At 72.9% G+C, this 18,156-nt stretch carries 16 protein-coding genes; 4 read left to right on the top strand and 12 right to left on the bottom strand.

Features of this window, described 5'->3' with window-relative positions; genetic code table 11:
* Positions 1-2: 2 nt before the first annotated feature.
* From hypF to ACZ4IF_RS23305, 3 genes are read right to left on the bottom strand one after another with little or no spacing between them, the layout of a single operon-like run.
* A complete protein-coding gene (gene hypF / locus ACZ4IF_RS23315) occupies positions 3-2,381 on the bottom strand; it encodes a carbamoyltransferase HypF (protein ID WP_467565620.1) in 2,379 nt (792 codons plus the stop codon).
* Positions 2,378-3,268: a hydrogenase nickel incorporation protein HypB gene (hypB, locus tag ACZ4IF_RS23310; protein WP_467565618.1), complete on the bottom strand. Its 891-nt coding sequence runs from the start codon at positions 3,266-3,268 to the stop codon at positions 2,378-2,380. The genes hypF and hypB overlap by 4 nt, the downstream gene beginning before the upstream one ends.
* The gene (locus tag ACZ4IF_RS23305) at positions 3,252-3,689 is read right to left on the bottom strand and encodes a hydrogenase maturation nickel metallochaperone HypA/HybF (RefSeq protein WP_467565616.1); all 438 of its coding nucleotides are present in this window, start codon (positions 3,687-3,689) and stop codon (positions 3,252-3,254) included. The genes hypB and ACZ4IF_RS23305 overlap by 17 nt, the downstream gene beginning before the upstream one ends.
* Positions 3,690-3,777: 88 nt before the next feature.
* Between ACZ4IF_RS23305 and ACZ4IF_RS23300 the strand changes: the two genes are divergently transcribed.
* Positions 3,778-4,398, top strand: a complete 621-nt coding sequence (locus ACZ4IF_RS23300; RefSeq protein ID WP_467565614.1) for a helix-turn-helix transcriptional regulator — start codon at positions 3,778-3,780, stop codon at positions 4,396-4,398.
* Here the strand turns inward: ACZ4IF_RS23300 and ACZ4IF_RS23295 are convergent.
* The 9 genes from ACZ4IF_RS23295 to ACZ4IF_RS23255 form a co-directional block, all read right to left on the bottom strand.
* Complete coding sequence (locus tag ACZ4IF_RS23295) at positions 4,374-4,478, bottom strand: DUF6893 family small protein (RefSeq protein WP_373557516.1); 105 nt, start codon at positions 4,476-4,478, stop codon at positions 4,374-4,376. The genes ACZ4IF_RS23300 and ACZ4IF_RS23295 overlap by 25 nt on opposite strands.
* A gap of 18 nt (positions 4,479-4,496) precedes the next feature.
* Positions 4,497-5,018: a hydrogenase maturation protease gene (locus tag ACZ4IF_RS23290; protein ID WP_095932762.1), complete on the bottom strand. Its 522-nt coding sequence runs from the start codon at positions 5,016-5,018 to the stop codon at positions 4,497-4,499.
* Positions 5,015-6,517 (bottom strand): hypothetical protein, encoded by a 1,503-nt coding sequence (locus ACZ4IF_RS23285; RefSeq protein WP_467565611.1) that lies wholly within the window; start codon positions 6,515-6,517, stop codon positions 5,015-5,017. The genes ACZ4IF_RS23290 and ACZ4IF_RS23285 overlap by 4 nt, the downstream gene beginning before the upstream one ends.
* Position 6,518: 1 nt before the next feature.
* Positions 6,519-7,160: a DUF6084 family protein gene (locus ACZ4IF_RS23280; RefSeq protein ID WP_359489930.1), complete on the bottom strand. Its 642-nt coding sequence runs from the start codon at positions 7,158-7,160 to the stop codon at positions 6,519-6,521.
* Positions 7,157-7,837, bottom strand: coding sequence for a DUF5947 family protein (locus ACZ4IF_RS23275; RefSeq protein ID WP_467565609.1), 681 nt, complete (start codon positions 7,835-7,837; stop codon positions 7,157-7,159). The genes ACZ4IF_RS23280 and ACZ4IF_RS23275 overlap by 4 nt, the downstream gene beginning before the upstream one ends.
* Positions 7,834-8,742 (bottom strand): NifU family protein, encoded by a 909-nt coding sequence (locus tag ACZ4IF_RS23270; protein ID WP_467565607.1) that lies wholly within the window; start codon positions 8,740-8,742, stop codon positions 7,834-7,836. The genes ACZ4IF_RS23275 and ACZ4IF_RS23270 overlap by 4 nt, the downstream gene beginning before the upstream one ends.
* Before the next feature lie 21 nt (positions 8,743-8,763).
* Entirely contained in the window at positions 8,764-10,545 is a 1,782-nt protein-coding gene (locus tag ACZ4IF_RS23265; RefSeq protein WP_467565605.1) for a nickel-dependent hydrogenase large subunit, read from the bottom strand.
* Positions 10,546-10,595: 50 nt separating this feature from the next.
* Positions 10,596-11,678: an NADH-quinone oxidoreductase subunit B family protein gene (locus ACZ4IF_RS23260; RefSeq protein ID WP_345658062.1), complete on the bottom strand. Its 1,083-nt coding sequence runs from the start codon at positions 11,676-11,678 to the stop codon at positions 10,596-10,598.
* Positions 11,679-11,799: 121 nt separating this feature from the next.
* Complete coding sequence (locus ACZ4IF_RS23255; RefSeq protein ID WP_467565602.1) at positions 11,800-12,465, bottom strand: SDR family NAD(P)-dependent oxidoreductase; 666 nt, start codon at positions 12,463-12,465, stop codon at positions 11,800-11,802.
* Positions 12,466-12,694: 229 nt separating this feature from the next.
* Between ACZ4IF_RS23255 and ACZ4IF_RS23250 the strand changes: the two genes are divergently transcribed.
* From ACZ4IF_RS23250 to ACZ4IF_RS23240, 3 genes are all read left to right on the top strand, one after another.
* The gene (locus tag ACZ4IF_RS23250) at positions 12,695-15,364 is read left to right on the top strand and encodes a winged helix-turn-helix domain-containing protein (protein ID WP_467565600.1); all 2,670 of its coding nucleotides are present in this window, start codon (positions 12,695-12,697) and stop codon (positions 15,362-15,364) included.
* A gap of 474 nt (positions 15,365-15,838) precedes the next feature.
* Positions 15,839-17,485, top strand: coding sequence for an MFS transporter (locus ACZ4IF_RS23245; protein WP_467565598.1), 1,647 nt, complete (start codon positions 15,839-15,841; stop codon positions 17,483-17,485).
* Positions 17,486-17,504: 19 nt separating this feature from the next.
* Complete coding sequence (locus ACZ4IF_RS23240) at positions 17,505-18,029, top strand: hypothetical protein (protein ID WP_467565596.1); 525 nt, start codon at positions 17,505-17,507, stop codon at positions 18,027-18,029.
* The last annotated feature ends 127 nt before the right edge of the window (positions 18,030-18,156 follow it).

Below are 18,156 nucleotides of genomic sequence, written 5' to 3'. Positions count from 1 at the left end.
CGCTACCGCGTGGCGCGGGCGGCGACGATCAGCTGTCCGAGCGCAAGACCGCCGTCATTGGGGGGAACCCTGTGGTGCCGCAGGACGGCGAAGCCGTCCCGTTCCAGAACGGCGCAGCAGCCCTCGGTCAGCAGGGCGTTGCAGAACACGCCGCCGCTCAGGGCGACCGTGCCGATGCCGGTGCGTTCCCGTGCCACCGCGCACACCTCCTGGACGAGGGAGACCACCGCCGCGTGGAACCGACGCGCCACCGGACCGGCCGCGACCCCGGCGCGGACATCCGCGACGGCAGCGGCCAGCACCGGCGCCGGATCGGCGACCAACGGTGCCTCCGGGTCCTGACGGACCGGTCTCAGCATGAACCGGTACGCACCTTTTCGCCCGTCGTCGAGGAGGCCGGCGGGCGACCCAGAGGCGCCGGACAGGTCCTCCAGCGCCGCGTTCTCCAGCTCCATCGCCGCCTGCGCCTCGTACTCCACCCGGTGACAGACGCCCGCCAGCGAGGACACCGCGTCGAACAGCCGGCCCATGCTGGAGGTGGGCACGCAGTTGAGGTTCCGCTCCAGCTGCCGTCGCAGCAGCCGGCGTTCCTCCGGCGTGGCGGCCCCGACGCACGGCAGCTCCTCCGACCAGGGCAGACCCGCCGTGCGCAGGTGGGACAGCGCCATCCGGTAGGGGTTGCGCACGGCGGCGTCGCCGCCCGGCAGGGCCGCATAGCCCAGATGGGCGAACCTGCGGTATCCGTCGTAGTCGGCGAGCAGTACCTCGCCGCCCCACACGGCACCGTCGTCGCCGTACCCCGTTCCGTCGAAGGCGACCCCGATGACCGGCTCGGAGCCGTCCAGCCCGTGCTCGGCCATGGCGGAGGCGACATGGGCGTGGTGGTGCTGCACCTGACGCAGCGGCAGGTCACGCGCCCGGGCCTCGCGGTGCGCCCACTGGGTGGAGCGATAACCGGGGTGCCGGTCGGCGACCAGCAGCCGCGGTGCGACGGACGTGAGGTCCGTCAGCTGCGCGGTGGCCCGCGCGAAGGCGTTCAGCGTCGCCAGGTCGTCCATGTCGCCGACGTGTGCGGACAGCCAGGCGTAGCGGCCGTCACCGGCGCAGAAGGTGTTCTTGAGGTCGCCGCCGGTGGCCAGCGCCGGGACCACCGGTACCGGCAGGGCGATGGGGAACGGGGCGTACCCGCGTGAGCGGCGCACCGGCAGCTCGGCCCCGGCGCACACCCGCACCACCGAGTCGTCGCACGGCACGTGGATGGGGCGGTCGTGGGCGAGCCAGGCGTCGGCCAGACCCTCCAGCCGGGTCAGCGCCTCTGCGTCGTCCGTGACGATCGGCTCGCCCGACCGGTTGCCGCTGGTCATGACCAGGACGGCCGGGCCGGGAGGATCTCCGGGCAGCCCGAGCAGCAGCCGGTGCAGCGGCGTGTACGGCAGCATGACCCCGAGGTCGGGGCTGCCCGGGGCGACCGCCGCGGCCACGTCGGCGCACGCGGACGTCCGGCGCCGCAGGAGGACGACCGGCTTGCGCGGCCCGAGCAGCAGTTCGCGCTCGGCGTCGCCCACCAGAGCCAGCCGCTCCACCGTCGCCAGGGAGTCGGCCAGCACGGCGAACGGCTTGTCGCCCCGGTTCTTGCGCTTGCGCAGGGTGCGCACGGCCGAGGGGTCGCCCGCGTCGCACGCCAGGTGGTAGCCGCCGAGCCCCTTCACCGCGACCACGGCGCCCTCGGCCAGCATCCGGCGGGCCTCGGCCAGTGCCGCCGCGTCGCGCGGCCCGTCGGCGTCGTGGGGCCCGGTCCGCAGGGTGAGCCGCGGGCCGCAGGCCGGGCAGGCGATCGGCTGGGCGTGGAAGCGCCGGTCAGCCGGATCGGTGTACTCGCCCGCACAGTCGGCGCACATCGGGAACCCGGCCATGGTGGTCCGGTCCCGGTCGTAGGGCAGCGAGGTGACGATGGTGAACCTCGGACCGCAGTGCGTGCAGGTGATGAACGGATGCCGGTGGCGTCGGTCGGCCGGGTCGGCGAGCTCGCTCAGACAGGCGTCGCAGGTGGCGGTGTCCGGGGAGACCAGTGTGCGGCCCGGGCCGCCGGCGGAGGGCCGGATGGTGAACACCGAGCCGTCGTTCTCCGGCGGCACGACACGGTGCTCGACCGACTCGACGACGGCGAGTGGCGGGGGCCGGGTCCCGACGCGCTCGCAGAACTCCGCGACGGCGGCGGCCGGACCCTCCACCTCGGCCTCGACGCCCTGCGCGTTGTTGGTGACCCAGCCGGTCAGGCCGAGTTGCTCGGCGAGCGTGTACACGAACGGCCGGAAGCCGACTCCCTGGACGACGCCCCTGACGGTGATGTGCCTGCGCTCGCGCCCCGGGGACGGACTCACCTGGCGGGCTCCTGCTCGTGCGGGTGTCCCGGGCCGACGGGGTGGTCCGCGGTGCGCGGGTCCCCCGGGCCGGACGCGTGGTGATCCGTCGGGTGCGAGTGCCGAGGGCCGGACGACCGTTGTCCCGCCGTCTGCGGGTGGTGTCCGTTCGCCTGTGCGGGTCCGGCCTCGTGCTCGTGGCTGTGCAGATGCCGGGAGTGTTCCTGGGCGAGCACCGGCGTGTGCGGCGCGTCGCCGGCCGCGCAGCGCAGCACGAGGGCCAGCAGCGCGTCGACGCCCCGGCCCGTGCGCGCGGACGTCTCCAGGACGGGCACCCCGGGATTGACCTGCTCGACGCCGCGCAGGAACGCCTCACGGTCGAAGCCGACGGCGTCCGCGATGTCGGTCTTGGTCACCACCACGAGATGCGCGAGCCCGAAGGCCGTCGGGTACTTGACGGGCTTGTCCTCGCCCTCGGTCACCGAGGCGAGCGCGATGCGCAGGGTCTCGCCGAGGTCGTAGGAGGCGGGGCAGACGAGATTGCCGACGTTCTCGACGAACAGGACCCGGGTGCCCTCGGGCAGCCAGCCGTCCAGCTGCCGCTGGAGCATGCCCGCCTCCAGATGACAGAGCCCGTCGGTGAGGATCTGCCGCACCGGGGCACCCGAACGGGCGAGCCGGGTCGCGTCGTTCTCGGTGGCCAGGTCCGCGGTGACCGCCGCGGCGGGGGTGCCCTCGGCCACGGCACGGGCCAACAGCCGCTCCAGCAGGGCCGTCTTGCCGCTGCCGGGACTGGACAGCAGGTTCACCGCGGTAGTGCCCCGGTCACCCAGATAGCCCCGCAGGGTCAGCGCGTTCTCGTCGTTCTTGGCGAGGACGGCCTGATGAAGGTCAACGGTGCGGCACATGGCTCGTCTCCTGGTCGTCCGTCCGGCCCGCCGCCGGGGCGGCCCGCGGCCCGCGGTGCGGGGTTCCACCGTCCGGGCTCCCGCCGGCGACCACCAACCGGACGATCTCCAGCTCCCGGCCGCCGAGCAGGGTCAGCGTGCTCCCGCAGTCGGCACACCACAGCACGGGAGGCATCCCGGTGGGGGTCTCGCGGCCGCACCCGTCGCAGCGCGCCCGCGCCTCAACAGTCTCGATCAGCAGCCGTGCCCCCGCCAGCGCGGTTCCCTCCGTGGCGAGCCCGAACGAGAAGTCCAGGGCCTCGGGCACCACACCGGCGAGCTCGCCGATCCGCAGGGTCAGCGACTCGACCGCGCAGCCCTGTCCCCGTAGGGCCTCCTCGACCTGTTCGACGACCGCGACGGCGATGGAGAGCTCATGCACCGGCGCCACCCGCCCGCGTCCATGCGCGGGCCGGCCGCGCGCTCTGCGAAATTGTGGGTCGCGCCCGGCTGGCTAGGCTGAGAGGACCATGACTGGGCATGACGTCGAACGGCGCGCTCTGCTCACCCCGGTGCTTCTCCTGCTCCTGGCCGAGCGTCAAGGCCATGGCTACGAGCTGGTGCAGCGCCTGGGCGGATTCGGCTGCGCCGACACCGATCCGGCACATGTGTACCGGCTGCTGCGCGGCATGGAGAGCAGTGGTGAGGTCACCTCGCGCTGGCACGCCTCCGCGAGCGGTCCCGCGCGCCGTGTCTACGCGATCACCCAGCAGGGTGCGATGGACCTCGCGCTGTGGTTCGTGCGCCTGGGGGAGTTGCACAGCACCCTCCACCTCTTCCTCGAACGGTATGTGCAGCTTGAGGACGTCGGCGGCCGGGACGGGCGCGGTGGCGCTCCCGGCCCCGCCGCACGCCGGCCGGCCGCCGACGCGTCCGGGTCCGGTACCGGCCGGCGGGCGCCGGGTGCGGGCGGGCCCCGGGCGGCGGCCGACGGACGCGCGCGAGGCTCGCGGGGCGCCGACGGTCCCCGGCCCGCCGACGGTTCGCGGCCCGGTGACCCCCGGCCCGTCGACGGATCGCGGCCCACCGACGGGCAGTTGCGGGAGACCGAGGCGCTGATCCGGGATCACATGCGCCGCATGCGCAGGTAACGGCGCATGTCCGGCAGGTTCCTGGCGACTCCGTAGGCCAGTACGAGGCCCGCGGCGACGCCCACCCATGTCCATTCCATGGTTGCCTCCATCGTTCGTCAGCTTCTCTGGGGTACGGACGTGTCGCGGCGCACCAGGTCGAGCACCAGGTCCGCGGCGGTCTCCACCGCCTCGGCCACCGGCGCGGTCAGGCCCATGCCCTCGTCCGTGGCGCGCGGTTCGCAGCCGATGACGTACACCGCCTCGGGGAGGGTGCCGCCCGCACCGGCGTGCAGGTCGTGCAGCAGCGCCAGGACGCTCGCGGGGTCCATGGCGTGACTGTCCATCGGCGCGGAGGGGGCGGCGGGCGGCTCGGGTCCGACGTCGACGGTGTACAGCGTGCCGGGCCGGCCGCCGCGGCTGACGGCATCCACGAGCACGAGGGTGTGATAGCCCTCCAGCAGGCGGTACGCGAGGTGCACACCCCGGATACCGGCGTCCATGAGCTCGGTGCCGGGCGGCAGTTCACCGGCACGGTCCGCGAGACGCCGGATCGTCTCCACACCGAATCCGTCGTCCTGAAGGAACACGTTGCCGACTCCCGCCACCAGGATCCGGCGCGTCCTGTCCGGCTCGGTCATGGTGTCTCCTCCTCCAGCGGGGCCACCTCGTCGGGCCGGAAGTACAGGAAGCGGCCCTGTGCGCGGCGCAGGTCGGTGCCCGGGTCGTCGTCCACGACCACCGCGAGATGTGTCTCGCCGTCGAGGTCTCCGACGACCGCCTCGACCGTGGCGAGCCGGCCGAGGAGGAACTCGTCCTGGGCGTCCGAGCGCCGGGTGCCCGGCGTGAGCAGCACCCTGCTTCCGGCGCGCACGGTCCGGCCGTCGATGACGACGGCGGCAGGCACCTCCTCGCCGGCGGCGGGGTCCTGCGCGGGGTCCCACCAAGGGTGTCCGGGGCCGTCCGGCAGGGTCAGGCCGGTCGCGGTGGGGGAGAAGACCCGTGCCGCCGGGGCCGGGTACGGTTCGGCGGCCCCGGAGCTCGCACCGGCCGCCGCGGGGACCGGCCCGGCCGGGGCGAGTCCCCCGGGTCCGGGTTCCCCCGTGACCTCGCGCAGACCGCGGATCGCCCCGTGCAGCCGCTCCCGTACCGCCTGCGGCATGGTGTCGACCAGGTCGACGACCTCGGCGGAGCGCGCGTCCGTGCCACGTGCCTCGCGCTTCTCCCGCTCGGTGAGCGCGGCCGTGCGCAGCGAGAGGATCTCGTCGATCTCGGTGGCGTCGTACAGCGGGCCCGGACTCTCGTCGGCGAGGGCCGGATGGTCCTCCAGGATGATCGGCGAGGAGAGCATGATCTCCTCCGCTCCGGGCGGTCCCGCCAGCACCGGCCAGGTGTGGTCGTTGTGGCACTCCGCGACGGCCGGGCGGGCCCACTCCGGCGGGTCCGTCATCGACAGGAACCGTCCGCCGGGCACGCCGAGCAGCAGATGGGTGCCGATCATGCTGTGGGCGAGTGCCTCCGTACGGTCGGCGACGTCGGCGTCCGTGGTGTTGTGCACGCCGACGGTGAGCCGCAACACCCGGTAGGGGCCCGGGAGTTCCTCGACGAGGGGGCGCAGCTCGCCGGACAGTCGCTCGCGGTGCCGGACGAGCCGGCCCACGGTCCGGCCCTCGGAGTCCGTGACGGGCTCGTGCTCGGTGGCGGGCGGCAGGTCGAACTTCACCACGCGCGCGGCTGCTCGAGGTTCCGTCAGCTCGTCGAAGGGCGCGTGGATCAGGACGCGTTCCTCGTGCCCCTCGTCCCAGGGGACCAGCACCCGGTCGGGCAGCTCCAGTTCGGCCACCTCCGTGTAGCGGCCGTCGGACCCGAGCCGCTCGACCGTGCGCCGCCGCACGTGCAGGAAGCGCAGCTCGGCGTGGAGCCGGTCGCCGGCCCGGGGCTCCAGGAGGACCTCGGTGCGCTGGACGGCGTGCTCCCCGCCGGTGGCGGCCCAGGCGGGCGGCACCAGGACGCCGAACTGCCAGCGCAGTCGGTTCTTGGCGGACGAGGCGCGGTACGGGTACAGGACGTACCCCTCGAACAGGACCGCGTCGGCGACCGCGCGGGCCTGTCCGAAGCCGTCCTCCAGGGGATTGCGCATGTCAGTCGCCGCCCTTCGCGTCGGCGGTGGCCAGAAGTTCCTCGAAGACCTGCTCCCAGGACGGCAGAGCACGTGCCGAGCGGTAGCGCCGCAGGGCTTCCAGGACGTCCTGGCGGATCCGCAGCCAGCCCGTGTGCGGGAAGTACTGCTCGATCATGCTCCGCCACACGTCCACCGGCATCAGGAAGGATGTCTCCTTGTGCCAGGGGATGGGCTCCGCGCGGAAGCCGTCGCGGCCGGTGAAGACCGTGCCGGAGAAGAGCAGGAGCAGTGGGACCTCGCCCCGGGAGAGCGCCCGGAAGTACGACGCGGACGCGACCTCCGTGTCGTAGGTGCAGGGCACCGGGAGGTCGACGTGCGTCGTGCCCGTGAAGCCCGGCACCGTGATCGAGGCGTGGGCGAACTGGAGCGGCTTGAGGGTGCTGCTCCAGCGGTCGGGCTCACCGAACAGGTCGCCCAGCATGCCGACTTCCTCCGGTTCGTACTGGCGTCGGGCGGGCTCGATGCGGATCTGGCAGCGCAGGGCCATGGCGTGCACCGGCTGGTGGTCGGCCTCCTCGATCCGCAGCCCGAACAGCAGGGTGGGCCCGGCGCCGAACGGCTCCGGCCGTACGCCGGTGCACTGGAAGTGGAGGTCCGTCATGGTGCGCCCCCGGTCTCCGGGGGCGGTTCGTCGGGCTCCGCGGGTGACGGGGCGCCGGGTGAGTCCGCGTCCAGGGCTCTGGCCGCGGCCGCGATCCGGCGGAAGAACGCGTCGATGTCCGCGCGTGCCTCCGCGCCGCCGTCGAACCCCTTCCAGTGCAGCCGCATCCGGCCGACGAGCTCGTAACAGACGTCGACCGGTACGAGAGTGCAGGTCACCGGGCCGCCGCGCTCGTAGCGCAGCAGCAGTGCCTCCACGTCGGGTTCGAGCATGCCGGTCAGCGGGGTGCGGCCGAGCACCGCGTCCCAGGTCTGCGGATCGAGTTCGCTCTCGGTCGCGCCCGCAGGACTCGGATAGAAGGCCGCCAGCCGGTCGACGGCGGAGCTGCGGAAGAAGAAGGCGAGCCCCACGGGGATCTGGAGCCGGGTCCAGTCGCCCTCGTCGAGGGCGAAGTCCGGGTCGGTGAGGTACCGGTCGGGGACGGCGCGGAAGCGGCCGATTCCCGCGCCGGGCCGGGTGAAGAGCAGATGGCACGGCGGGCAGGCGCACTTGAGGGACCGCCGGGTCGTGTCGACGAGATGGCGGTGCTCGGCGGGCAGCGGCTCCCCGCACAGGTCGCACCGCTCCCCGGGGGGCGGCGGCCGGCGCGTGAACTGCCGCAGCACATCCGCGGTCACGGCTCCGCCCCCAGCAGTTCACCGGGCAGCGCCACCCGCACCGATCCGCTCTCCTCCAGCAGCGGTACCGGCTCCAGGTGCCCGAGCGCGCCGCGGCCCGCCGTCCGGACGTCGAACTCCGCGGCGCACTGCGAGCAGCGCAGCCGTTCGTCGTCGAGGGCCGCGTCGGCGAGGCCCGTGCCGCAGGCCGGACAGCGGTCGCGATAGGCGTAGAGCTGTCCCGGCAGCCGTACGAGCAGCAGGGCCTGCCCGGCCACCCGCGTCGCACGGGTGGCCCGGTCGTGCGCGGGCAGGGCCTGCGGGCCCACGGTGTACCAGTGCGCCGGGCCGTCGGCGGCGGGGGAGAGAGGGCCGCCGGGGGCGTCGTCCGGGCGGTGCGGAAGGATCTGCAGCAGGGGCGCCTCGTGGGTGTCCTCGGTCATCCCCTCGACCTCGATGTGCGCGATCTCGGGGGCGGTCCGGGCGATCGCCTCCTCGATGGTCCAGCGCACGGTCTGGGTGGAGGACGGGCAGCCCTCGCAACTGCCGCGCAGCCGGAGCCGCAGCGTCGGCCCGTCCGCCCCCTGCGGGTCGAGCCCCGCGACCTCGACGTCGCCGGCGTGCGAACCGAGGTAGGGCCGCACCTTGTCGAGCGCACGGCCCACCCGGGTGAGGGTGTCCTCGGGGTGCAGGTCGTGCAGGATCAGCAGGTCGCTGACGAGTTCGTCCGCGGTGAGGACGGCGAGGGGATCCGCGCCGTCCGGTGCGGAGCGCAGCAGCCGTACCGTACGCGCGAGGCCCTCGCCGTAGAACTCCACGATGCAGCGCACGAGTTCGTCCGCGGTGTCACGCGCCTCTGGTCCCGCCTGCCGCGCCAGTTCGTCGAGGAGCGCGGCGATCCGCTCACCCGTCTCCTGTCCGGCCATCGGATCCCCTCTCTTCGAAGGTCAGACGGCCAGGCCGCTCAGCCCCGTCGGCATGTGCGTCCGCTGGACGGTCCGGCCGCCGCCGACGTACATGTGCACGCCGCACGGCAGACACGGGTCGAAGCTGCGGACGGCCCGCATGATGTCGATGCCCTTGAAGTTCTCGGGCGGGTTCTCCTCGAAGATGGGCGTGTTCTGCACCGCGTCCTCGTACGGGCCCGGCGTGCCGTAGCTGTCGCGCACACTGGCGTTCCACGGAGTCGGCGGGTACGGGTGGTAGTTCGCGATCTTGCCGTCCCTGATCACCATGTGGTGGGAGAGCACTCCGCGGACCGCCTCGGTGAAGCCGCAGCCGATCGACTCGTCCGGTACGTCGAACTTCTCCCAGGTCTGGGTCCGTCCCGCGCGCACCTCCTCCAGCGCCTGCTCGGCGAAGTGGAGGGCCGCGGCGGCGGAGTACGCCTGGAAGTAGGTCCGGGCGCGGTTGCGTTCGATGGCGTTGCTCCACTGCGGGATCCGCCACTCCAGCGACATCTCCGGCTTGGTCATCGTCCGCGGCAGGTTGATCTGCACGCTGTGGCCGGTGGCCTTGATGTAGCCGATGTCGACGAGTCCGGACAGGGCGGTGGACCACAGCCGGGCGAGCGGGCCGCCGCCGGTGTCGAGGGCCAGGTAGTCGGTGCCGTCGAACCAGCGCGGAGACATGACCCAGCTGTACTTGTCGTCGAAGTCGCGCTTCTGCGGCGCGGGGACGGTGTGCTGGTTCCACGGGTGCCGCTCGTCGATCGGGTTGCCCAGGGGGTCCTGCTCGACGAACTTCTCCATGCCCGCCCAGTCCTCGTAGTAGGAGCTGCCGAGCAGGATGCGAATGCCGAGGTTGATGTCGACGAGGCTGTTGGTGACCAGGTTGCCGTCCACGATGACGCCGGGGGTGACGTACATCCGCCGGCCCCAGTCCTCCATGCTCGCGTACCGGAAGTCGCAGTGCTCGGGGTCGTTCAGGGCGCCCCAGCAGCCCAGCAGCACACGGCGCTTGCCGACCTCCTCGTAGCCGGGCAGCGCTTCGTAGAAGAAGTCGAAGAGGTCGTCGTGGAGCGGGACGACGCGCTTCATGAACTCCACGTAGCGGGTGAGCCGGGTGAGGTAGTCGGTGAACAACTGCACGGTGGCGACGGTGCCGACGCCTCCGGGATACAGGGTGGAGGGGTGCACGTGGCGGCCCTCCATCAGACAGAACATCTCGCGCGTGTAGCGGCTCACCTGGAGCGCCTCGCGGTAGAACTCGCCCTCCAGCGGGTTGAGCGAGCGCATGATGTCGGCGATGGTGCGGTAGCCGTGATCGGCCGCGTGCGGGGCCTCGGTGCGCTCGGCGAGTTCGAGCACGCCCGGATTGGTCTCGCGGACCATCCGCTCGCAGTAGTCCACGCCGACCAGGTTCTCCTGGAAGATGTTGTGGTCGAACATGTACTCCGCGGCCTCACCGAGATTGATGATCCACTCGCCGAGGTGCGGCGGCGCCACGCCGTAGGCCATGTTCTGGGTGTAGACGGAGCAGGTGGCGTGGTTGTCGCCGCAGATGCCGCAGATCCGGCTGGTGATGAAGTGCGCGTCCCGCGGGTCCTTGCCGCGCATGAACACGCTGTAGCCGCGGAAGACGGACGAGGTGCTGTAACACTCCGCGACGCGCTTCGCGGCGAAATCGATCTTCGTGTGGATGCCGAGACTGCCCACGATGCGGGTGATCGGGTCCCACGACATCTCCATCAGGCCGTCACCGGCCGGCTTGTTCGTCGCCGTCGCCATGGTGCCGTGCCGCCTTCCTGTCGGGTGTCTTCCTCAGCGGGGAACCGGTGTCACCACGGGGCCTTGTAGCCGGTCGTGAGCTTCTCGCCCTTGCCGCGCCACTTCGGTTCCTTCTCGACGGTCTTCTCCGTGATGTGCCTGAGCCGTCGCACGACCGAGCCGTAGATGCCGCTCGCCGTCGCCGACACATGGCCGCCCGGCGGCTCGTCCATGAAGGGCATGAACTTGTCGGGGAATCCGGGCATGGTGCACGCGATGCAGATGCCGCCCACGTTCGGGCAGCCGCCCACGCCGTTGATCCAGCCGCGCTTGGGCACGTTGCACTTCACGACCGGGCCCCAGCAGCCGAGTTTGACCAGACACTCGGGAGAGCCGTACTCGGTGGCGAACTGGCCCTGCTCGTAGTAGCCGGCCCGGTCGCAGCCCTCGTGGACCGTGGCGCCGAACAGCCAGGACGGCCGCAGCTCCTCGTCCAGGGGGATCATCGGGGCCGCGCCCGCCGCCTGGTAGAGCAGGTAGAGCAGGGTTTCGGAGGCGTTGTCGGGGTGCACGGGGCAGCCCGGGACGCACACGATCGGGATGCCCGCCTTGGACTTCCACTCCCAGCCCAGGTAGTCCGGGACGCCCATCGCCCCGGTGGGGTTGCCCGCCATCGCGTGGATGCCGCCGTACGTCGCGCAGGTGCCGATCGCCACGACGGCCAGCGCCTTGGGCGTCAGCCGGTCCAGCCACTCACTGGTGGTGATCGGCTGGCCCGTCTCCGGGTCGTCGCCGAAGCCGCACCAGTAGCCCTCGGGCTTGACCCGCTCGTTGGGGATCGAGCCCTCGACGACGAGGACGAAGGGCTCCAGCTCGCCGCGATCGGCCTTGAAGAACCAGTCGACGAAGTTGTCGGCACCCTGCACGGGCCCGCACTCGAAGTCGATCAGGGGCCAATGGACCGCGATCTTGGGCAGTCCCGGCAGGGCGCCCAGCGCCAGCTCCTCGATGCTCGGCTGGCTCGCGGCGGTCAGCGAGACGGAGTCCCCGTCGCAGCTCAGCCCCGCGTTGATCCAGAGGATGTGTACGGTCGGCTCTTCCTGTACGTCGTCCCGCGGGGCGGCGTCTGCCGTTGTGGCGGTCGGGGCGTCCATGAGCCCTCCTAGAGATCAACGCATTTCAGGCATAACTGGCCAAACTGCCTCCTTCATGGTGGCGGCGTGGTTGCCCCGCCGGTAAGTGCGCGACGGCCCTATCGGCCCGCCGCACCGGGCATCAGGAATCCAGGTCGTCGGCGAAGTGCCGGAAACCGCGCCGCTCGTGATGCAGGCGCCACAGGGTGTCGGCGAGCACGGTCGGGTCCTTGCGGTGGTGCCCCGGGACGATCGCGCCCGGGATGATCAACTGCGCCACGTGGATGCCCTCGGGCGCCAGCGTGTCGTGCAGCAGCCGCGCGTACGCGCCCTCGGCGGCGAACGCGATCGACGTACCGGCGCGCTCGGCGTGCGGGACCACGGCGGATCCGCCGTTGACGAACAGGACCGTCCCGCTCCCGAGCGCGCGCATGCCGGGAAGCACCTGCCGGACGGCGGTGACCGGTCCGTACAGCGAGAACTCGATCGGCCCGACGAGGTCCTCGGGCCCGGTGTCCAGCACCGGCCGCATGAAGTCGCGGTGCGGAACCGGGCTGTACTGGAGGATCTCGATCGGTCCCAGCATCGCGGTCGCCGCGTCCAGGGCGGCCGCCAGGGCCTTCGGATCGCGTACGTCGGCGGCGAAGCCGCGGGCACGCACCCCGTCGGCCGCCAGTCGGTCGGCCAGCGCGTCGAGGCGGCCCTGGTCGCGTGCGACGAGGGCGACGTCGTACCCCTCGCGGCCGAACCGCCGCGCGACGGCGGCGCCGAGACCGGGGCCGGCTCCGATGATGGCGATGGTGGTCATGGTTCCCAGCGTTCCCTACGACGCGGACGAGGACCAGCGCGCGCGTCGCGGTGCCCGGCCACGGATGCGCCAGGTCCCGGCGTGCCCGCCGCCGGACCCGCCGGCGTCCGGCGGCGGCCCGCTGCCGTGTGTGCCCGGCCGACTGCGTGGCGCGCGGGTGCGGCGGAAAGCTGGGATCCTGAGGGGGGTAGCGCTGCCCATGCCCTGACGGACGGTGGTGGTGAGCGCCATGGCTGCGATCGACGAGGAGGGGGCGGGGTCCGGCATTCCGTGTGTGGATCCCCTGGGTGACCCGTTCCTTCGGACACGGTTCGCCCTCCCCGCGAGACCCGGCACGTTCCTGCGGCGGCAGCGCCTCGTCAGCCATCTCGACCAGGCCCTGCTGACCCCGCTGACGATGGTCAACGGAGCCGCGGGCTCGGGCAAGACCCTGCTGGTGGCCGACTGGGCCGCGGGCCTCGGCCAGCCCGTCGCCTGGCTCACCAACGACTCCGCGGACCAGCGACGCGGCGTGTTCTGGGCCTACCTGCTCCAGGCCCTCCGGGTCTCGGGCGTCCCGGTGCCCGCGGAGGTCGGTTTCCCCGCCGACGCGAGCCGTGTGGACCACACCCTGCTGGCCCGGCTCGCCGCCGGTCTCAGCGGCCGCGACCGGCCCGCGATCGTCGTGCTCGACGAGTACGACCGCGTCACCGACCCGGAGATCGCGGAGCAGCTGGAATTCGTCCTGCACCATGCCGGGCCCGGCATGCGCCTGCTCATCGTCACCCGCACCGAACCGCTGCTGCCGCTGCACCGCTACCGGGCGGCCGGCGACCTGACCGAGATCCGCGACGCGGAACTCGCCTTCACCCCCGAAGAGGCGTCCGAACTCCTGGAGGTGCACGGCCTGAGCCTGCCCGTGGACGCCGCGGCCTCCCTCGTGGACCGCACCCGGGGCTGGGCCGCCGGGCTGCGCCTGTGCGCCCTGGCCGCCCAGGAGAGCCCCGATCCGGTCGTCTACCTGAAGGAGTTCGAGGCCGGGCGCAGTACGGTCGCCGACTACCTGCTGGCCGAGGTGCTCAAGCGGCAGACGGAGGAGACGCAGGACCTCCTGCTGCGCGTCAGCGTCCTCAAACGCTTCTGCCCCGATCTGGCGAACGCGCTGACCGGGCGGACCGACGCCGAACCCATCCTGGCCGAACTGCACCGCGAGAACGCCTTCGTCGAGGACCTCGGGCACTCCTGGTACCGGCTCCACCCCCTGTTCGGGGAGATCCTCCGCGCCCATCTGCGGGTCCGCTCGCCCGGACTCGAACCCGAACTGCACCGGAGCGCCGCTCAGTGGCTGCGCCGCTCCGGGTCCCTCCAGGAGACCCTCGCGCACGGCGCCGCCGCGGGCGACTGGGAGTTCACCGCGCGGGCCCTCGTCGACGACCTGGCGATCGGGCAGCTGTTCACCGGCCTGAGCTCCGACGGCCTGGACGAACTGTTCTCACGGATGGGACCGGAGGCCACCAGCGCGGCCACCGACCTCGTACGGGCGGCCCGTGACCTGTCCCAGTGCGACCTGGACCGCGGTCTGGTCCACCTGCACCACGCCGAGGAGGCCCTCGCCGCCGACATGCCCGATCTGGCGGCGGCCCAGCTGAGCCGAGCCCTGCTGGAAGCCCTCGTCGCCCGGCTGACCGGCTCGCCGGTACGTGCGGAGAAGGCGGCGGAGACCGCGGAGGAATGGCGGCACGAAGTCCCCGCCCACCTCGTGGAGAAGCACCCCGAACTCGCCGCGCTGCTCCTCACCCACCTGGGCGCCACACGGTTGTGGGCCGGCCGCTTCGAGGACGCGCGCGCCGCCCTGACGACGGTGGCCGGGAGCAGCGGCGGGGCGTCCACGGCCCTCCCCAGGGAGGAGTCCCTGTGCCACCTGGCACTGATCGACTACCTGGACGGCTGGATCGGCAGAGCGGAACGCAAGGCACTGGAGGCCGCGGCGGACACCGAGCGGTTCGGGCTGTCGCGGCCCTCCGCGTCCGGCATGGGCCGGCTGGTCCTGGCCGCCGTGGCCGTCGACCGCAACGAACTCGCACAGGCCCAGGTTCTTCTCGACGAGGCGGCCGACTCCCGTCCACCGCGGGAGGACCCCGTGATGGCGGCGGGCCGGGCCATGGTCACGGCGCGCCTGCTGCTGGCCCGCGGCAATCCGCGGGCCGCCCTGGAAGTGTCGGGACCCGCCGTCGCCGCCGACGTGCTGTCGCCGTGGGCCGAGGGCCACGCCGCGCTCGTCGCCTCCGCCGCGCACCTGGCCGAGGGCAGACCGGAGAGCGCGGCGCAGGTGCTGCGGCAGGCCCCCGACGACCAGCCCGCGTGCGCCGTGGAGGCGGCACGGGTCCAGCTCGCCGTGGGTGACCCGGGCGCGGCGCTCGACATGCTCGACGGCCTGCACACGGAGGGCCGCACCGGTCCTGCGGTGACCGTCCGCGCCACACTGGTGCGCGCCCAGGCCGCCCAGGCGGCCGGAGACCTCGACACCGCCCGCAGGCTGGTGGCCCAGGCGCTGTTCAAGGCCCGCCGTGAACGGCTGCGGCGCCCCTTCCTCGAAGCCGGACCCTGGGTACGGCGCCTGATGGAGTCCGCTGCGCTCCAGGAACTGTCGGCGGGGTGGCTCACGGCGGCCGCGTCGCGCCCCGGTGAGCCGCCGCGACCCGAACCCGCGCCCGCCTCGGTGGTCGTGGAGGAACTGAGCGCCCGTGAGCTCGATGTCCTCCGGCGGCTGGCACAGATGATGTCGACGGAGGAGATCGCCGCCGACCTGTTCGTCTCCGTCAACACGGTGAAGACCCACCTCAAGAGCGTCTACCGCAAGCTGGCCGTCAACCGGCGGGGCGAGGCCGTGCGCCGGGCCCGCGAACTGCGTCTGCTGTGAACCCGGGGTCCGCCGCCGCGGACCTGCCGCCGGGGGGAGCGGGCCCGGTCTCGCGGTGGCGCACTCCGGCGGTCGAGGGCTGCCGGATCCGTCCCCGCCGTGATGGTGCCCGGGGGAGGGCCGACGGGCCGAATCGTCCTCCCGGTGGTGCCGCCGGTGGGGGCCGGACCCGGTCCCGTCGTGGTGCCGCCGATGGGGGAGGACCGTCGCGTTCGCCCTCGCTGCGGTGGCGCCGGTCGGGCCGGACGGTCGGGTCCTTCCTCGCGGTGGTGGCGTGGGGGAGGGCGACGGTCCGACCCGCCCACGCGCTCCCGCCGCAGGTGGGGGACGACGAACCGGGCGCCGCACCGTCGCCCGCGGCGGGTGAGGCGCAGGGCGCGTTCTTCCGGTGCGATGGGAGTGCGGCACGGTACGCACCGGCCGCCGCCCGGCCCGCTCCGCGGAGCCCCGGGCCGAGTCGGTGAGGTGGACGCAGTGAGACGCTGGCGGGCGCTGATCGTGCTGGGGACGGCCCAGTTCCTCATGGTCCTGGACACCTCCGTCATGAACGTGTCCATCAGCCGGCTGGTCGAGGACTTCGACACCGAGGTCACCGCCATCCAGGCGGTGATCACCCTCTACGCGCTGGTCATGGCCGCCTTCATGATCATCGGCGGCAGGTTCGGCGACATCCTGGGCCGCCGCCGCGTGTTCGTCATCGGCATGGTCGTCTACGGGACGGGTTCGGCGCTGACCGCCCTGGCGCCCACCCTGTGGGTCCTCGCGCTCGGCTGGTCGGTCATCGAGGGCCTCGGCGCCGCCCTGGTGCTGCCCGCCATGGCGGCCCTCGTCGCGGCCTCCTACCGCGGCGCCGACCGTGCCGTCGCGTACGGCGTCATCGGAGGGCTCGCCGGGGCTGGCATCGCGATCGGCCCGCTCCTCGGCGGCTGGGTGACGACGTACCTCACCTGGCGCCTCGTCTTCGCCGGTGAGGTCGTGGTCGTCGCGGCCGTCCTGTGTGCCTACCGGGTCATCACCGAGCCTGCCCCGAGCGGCCACCGGCCCCGGCTGGACGGCGTCGGCGCCGCACTGTCGGCGGCCGGGCTGGCGCTCGGCGTCCTGGGGGTGCTGCAGAGCAGTTCCTGGGGCTGGGTGCAGCCGCGCAACCCGCCCTTCACCGTCCTCGGATTCGCCCCGACGCTGTTCGTCGTCGGAGCGGGGGTGGCCGTCCTGGCGGTCTTCGTGCGCTGGGAGCGGCACCGGGACGCCCTCGGCGCCGACCCGCTCATGCACCTCGCGCTCCTGCGCCGCCCCGTGCTGCGCGCCGGTCTGCTCACGCTGCTGAGTCAGAACCTGATCCTCCTGGGACTGTTCTTCACCATCCCGCTCTACCTCCAGGTGGTGCAGGGTTTCGACGCCTTCGAGACCGGGCTGCGCCTGCTCCCGGTGTCCGTCACCATGCTGGTGGCCTCCCTGTGCGGCTCACCGCTGGCACGGGTGGCGGGACCGCGCCTGGTGGTCCGGCTGGCGCTGACGACGCTGGCGGCGGCCATCGTCTGGCTGCTGGCCACCATCGACCCGGCCATCGACGACGCCCAGTTCGCCTGGGCCATGGCCGTGCTGGGCGTGGGGATGGGCCTGCTCGCGTCGCAACTGGGCAACGTCGTCCAGTCCAGCGCCGGGGAGGAGGAACGCAGCGAGGTCGGCGGACTCCAGTTCACCGCCCAGAACCTCGGGTCGGCGCTCGGCACCGCGCTCATCGGTTCGATCCTCATCGGTGCCCTGGCGCACGCCTTCACCACACAGGTGCAGGAGAATCCGCGGCTGTCCGACGAGGCCCGCCGGCAGACCGGCGTCGCTCTCGAAGCCGGGGTCAACTTCGTCTCCACCGCCCAGGTGCACGCGGCGGCCGAGGACGCAGGGCTGCCGCCCGGTCAGGTCGACGCGGTCACGGACTCGTACGCGTCGGCGCAACTGGACGGGCTGCGGGCGGCGATCCTCGCCACCGGGGGCATCACGCTGGCCAGTTTCCTCGTCACCCCACACCTGCCCGCCGGACGGTCCGGCAGCAGGCGGGACTCCGGTGCTTCCCGCCGTCCGCGGCAGCACGACGACGGCGCTCCGCCCGGCGCCCCGAGCTGATGCCCACGGGAGACTTTGCATGCCAAGGATCCGCCACTCCTCCGCGGCCCGCCGCGCCCGCAGAGCCGAGCGCAGGGCTCATGCCAACTACACGGGCGCCGTCTACGGATCCATGCTCGCCGCGTCCGTGGTCATCGGAGCCGGCACCCTCGGAGACTTCCCCATCGTCGAGCTGGTGGTGCTGCTCCTGCTCACCGGTCTCGTGTTCTGGATCGCCCACGTGCATGCCCAGCTGTTCGGGGCACGGATGGCGCAGCGCAGCCTCGACGGCCGTGTCGTCCTGGAGGTGTGCCGTGAGGAGTGGCCGATCGTCAAGGCCGCCGTGCCACCGGCCGTCGCGGTCGCCGTCAGCCCGCTGCTGGGGCTGGGCGTACAGGGCGCCATCTGGCTGTCCGTGGCCGTCGCCGTGGCCGGTCAGGTCGGCTGGTCGGCGACGGCGGCACGGCGCGCCGGTGCCTCGTGGAACCTCGTCGCCGTCACCGCCTCGGTCAATCTGGTGCTCGGCCTCGTGATCATCTCGCTCAAGCTGTTCCTCACCCACTGACGTGCGGCGCACACAAGAGCCGGTCCTTCGTATCACCTGCATCGGGTGAGGCCGGACCGGGCGCCGGGAAGGAGGATCGATGGAAGGGCGCCGTCCGCCTGCCCCCAGGCCGCATGCGGGAGAGCAG

The sequence above is a fragment of the Streptomyces sp. NPDC025784 genome (genome assembly GCF_055558435.1).
The sequence above is the reverse complement of the archived record's forward strand: the minus strand, read 5'-3'. Positions and strand labels throughout refer to the sequence as shown.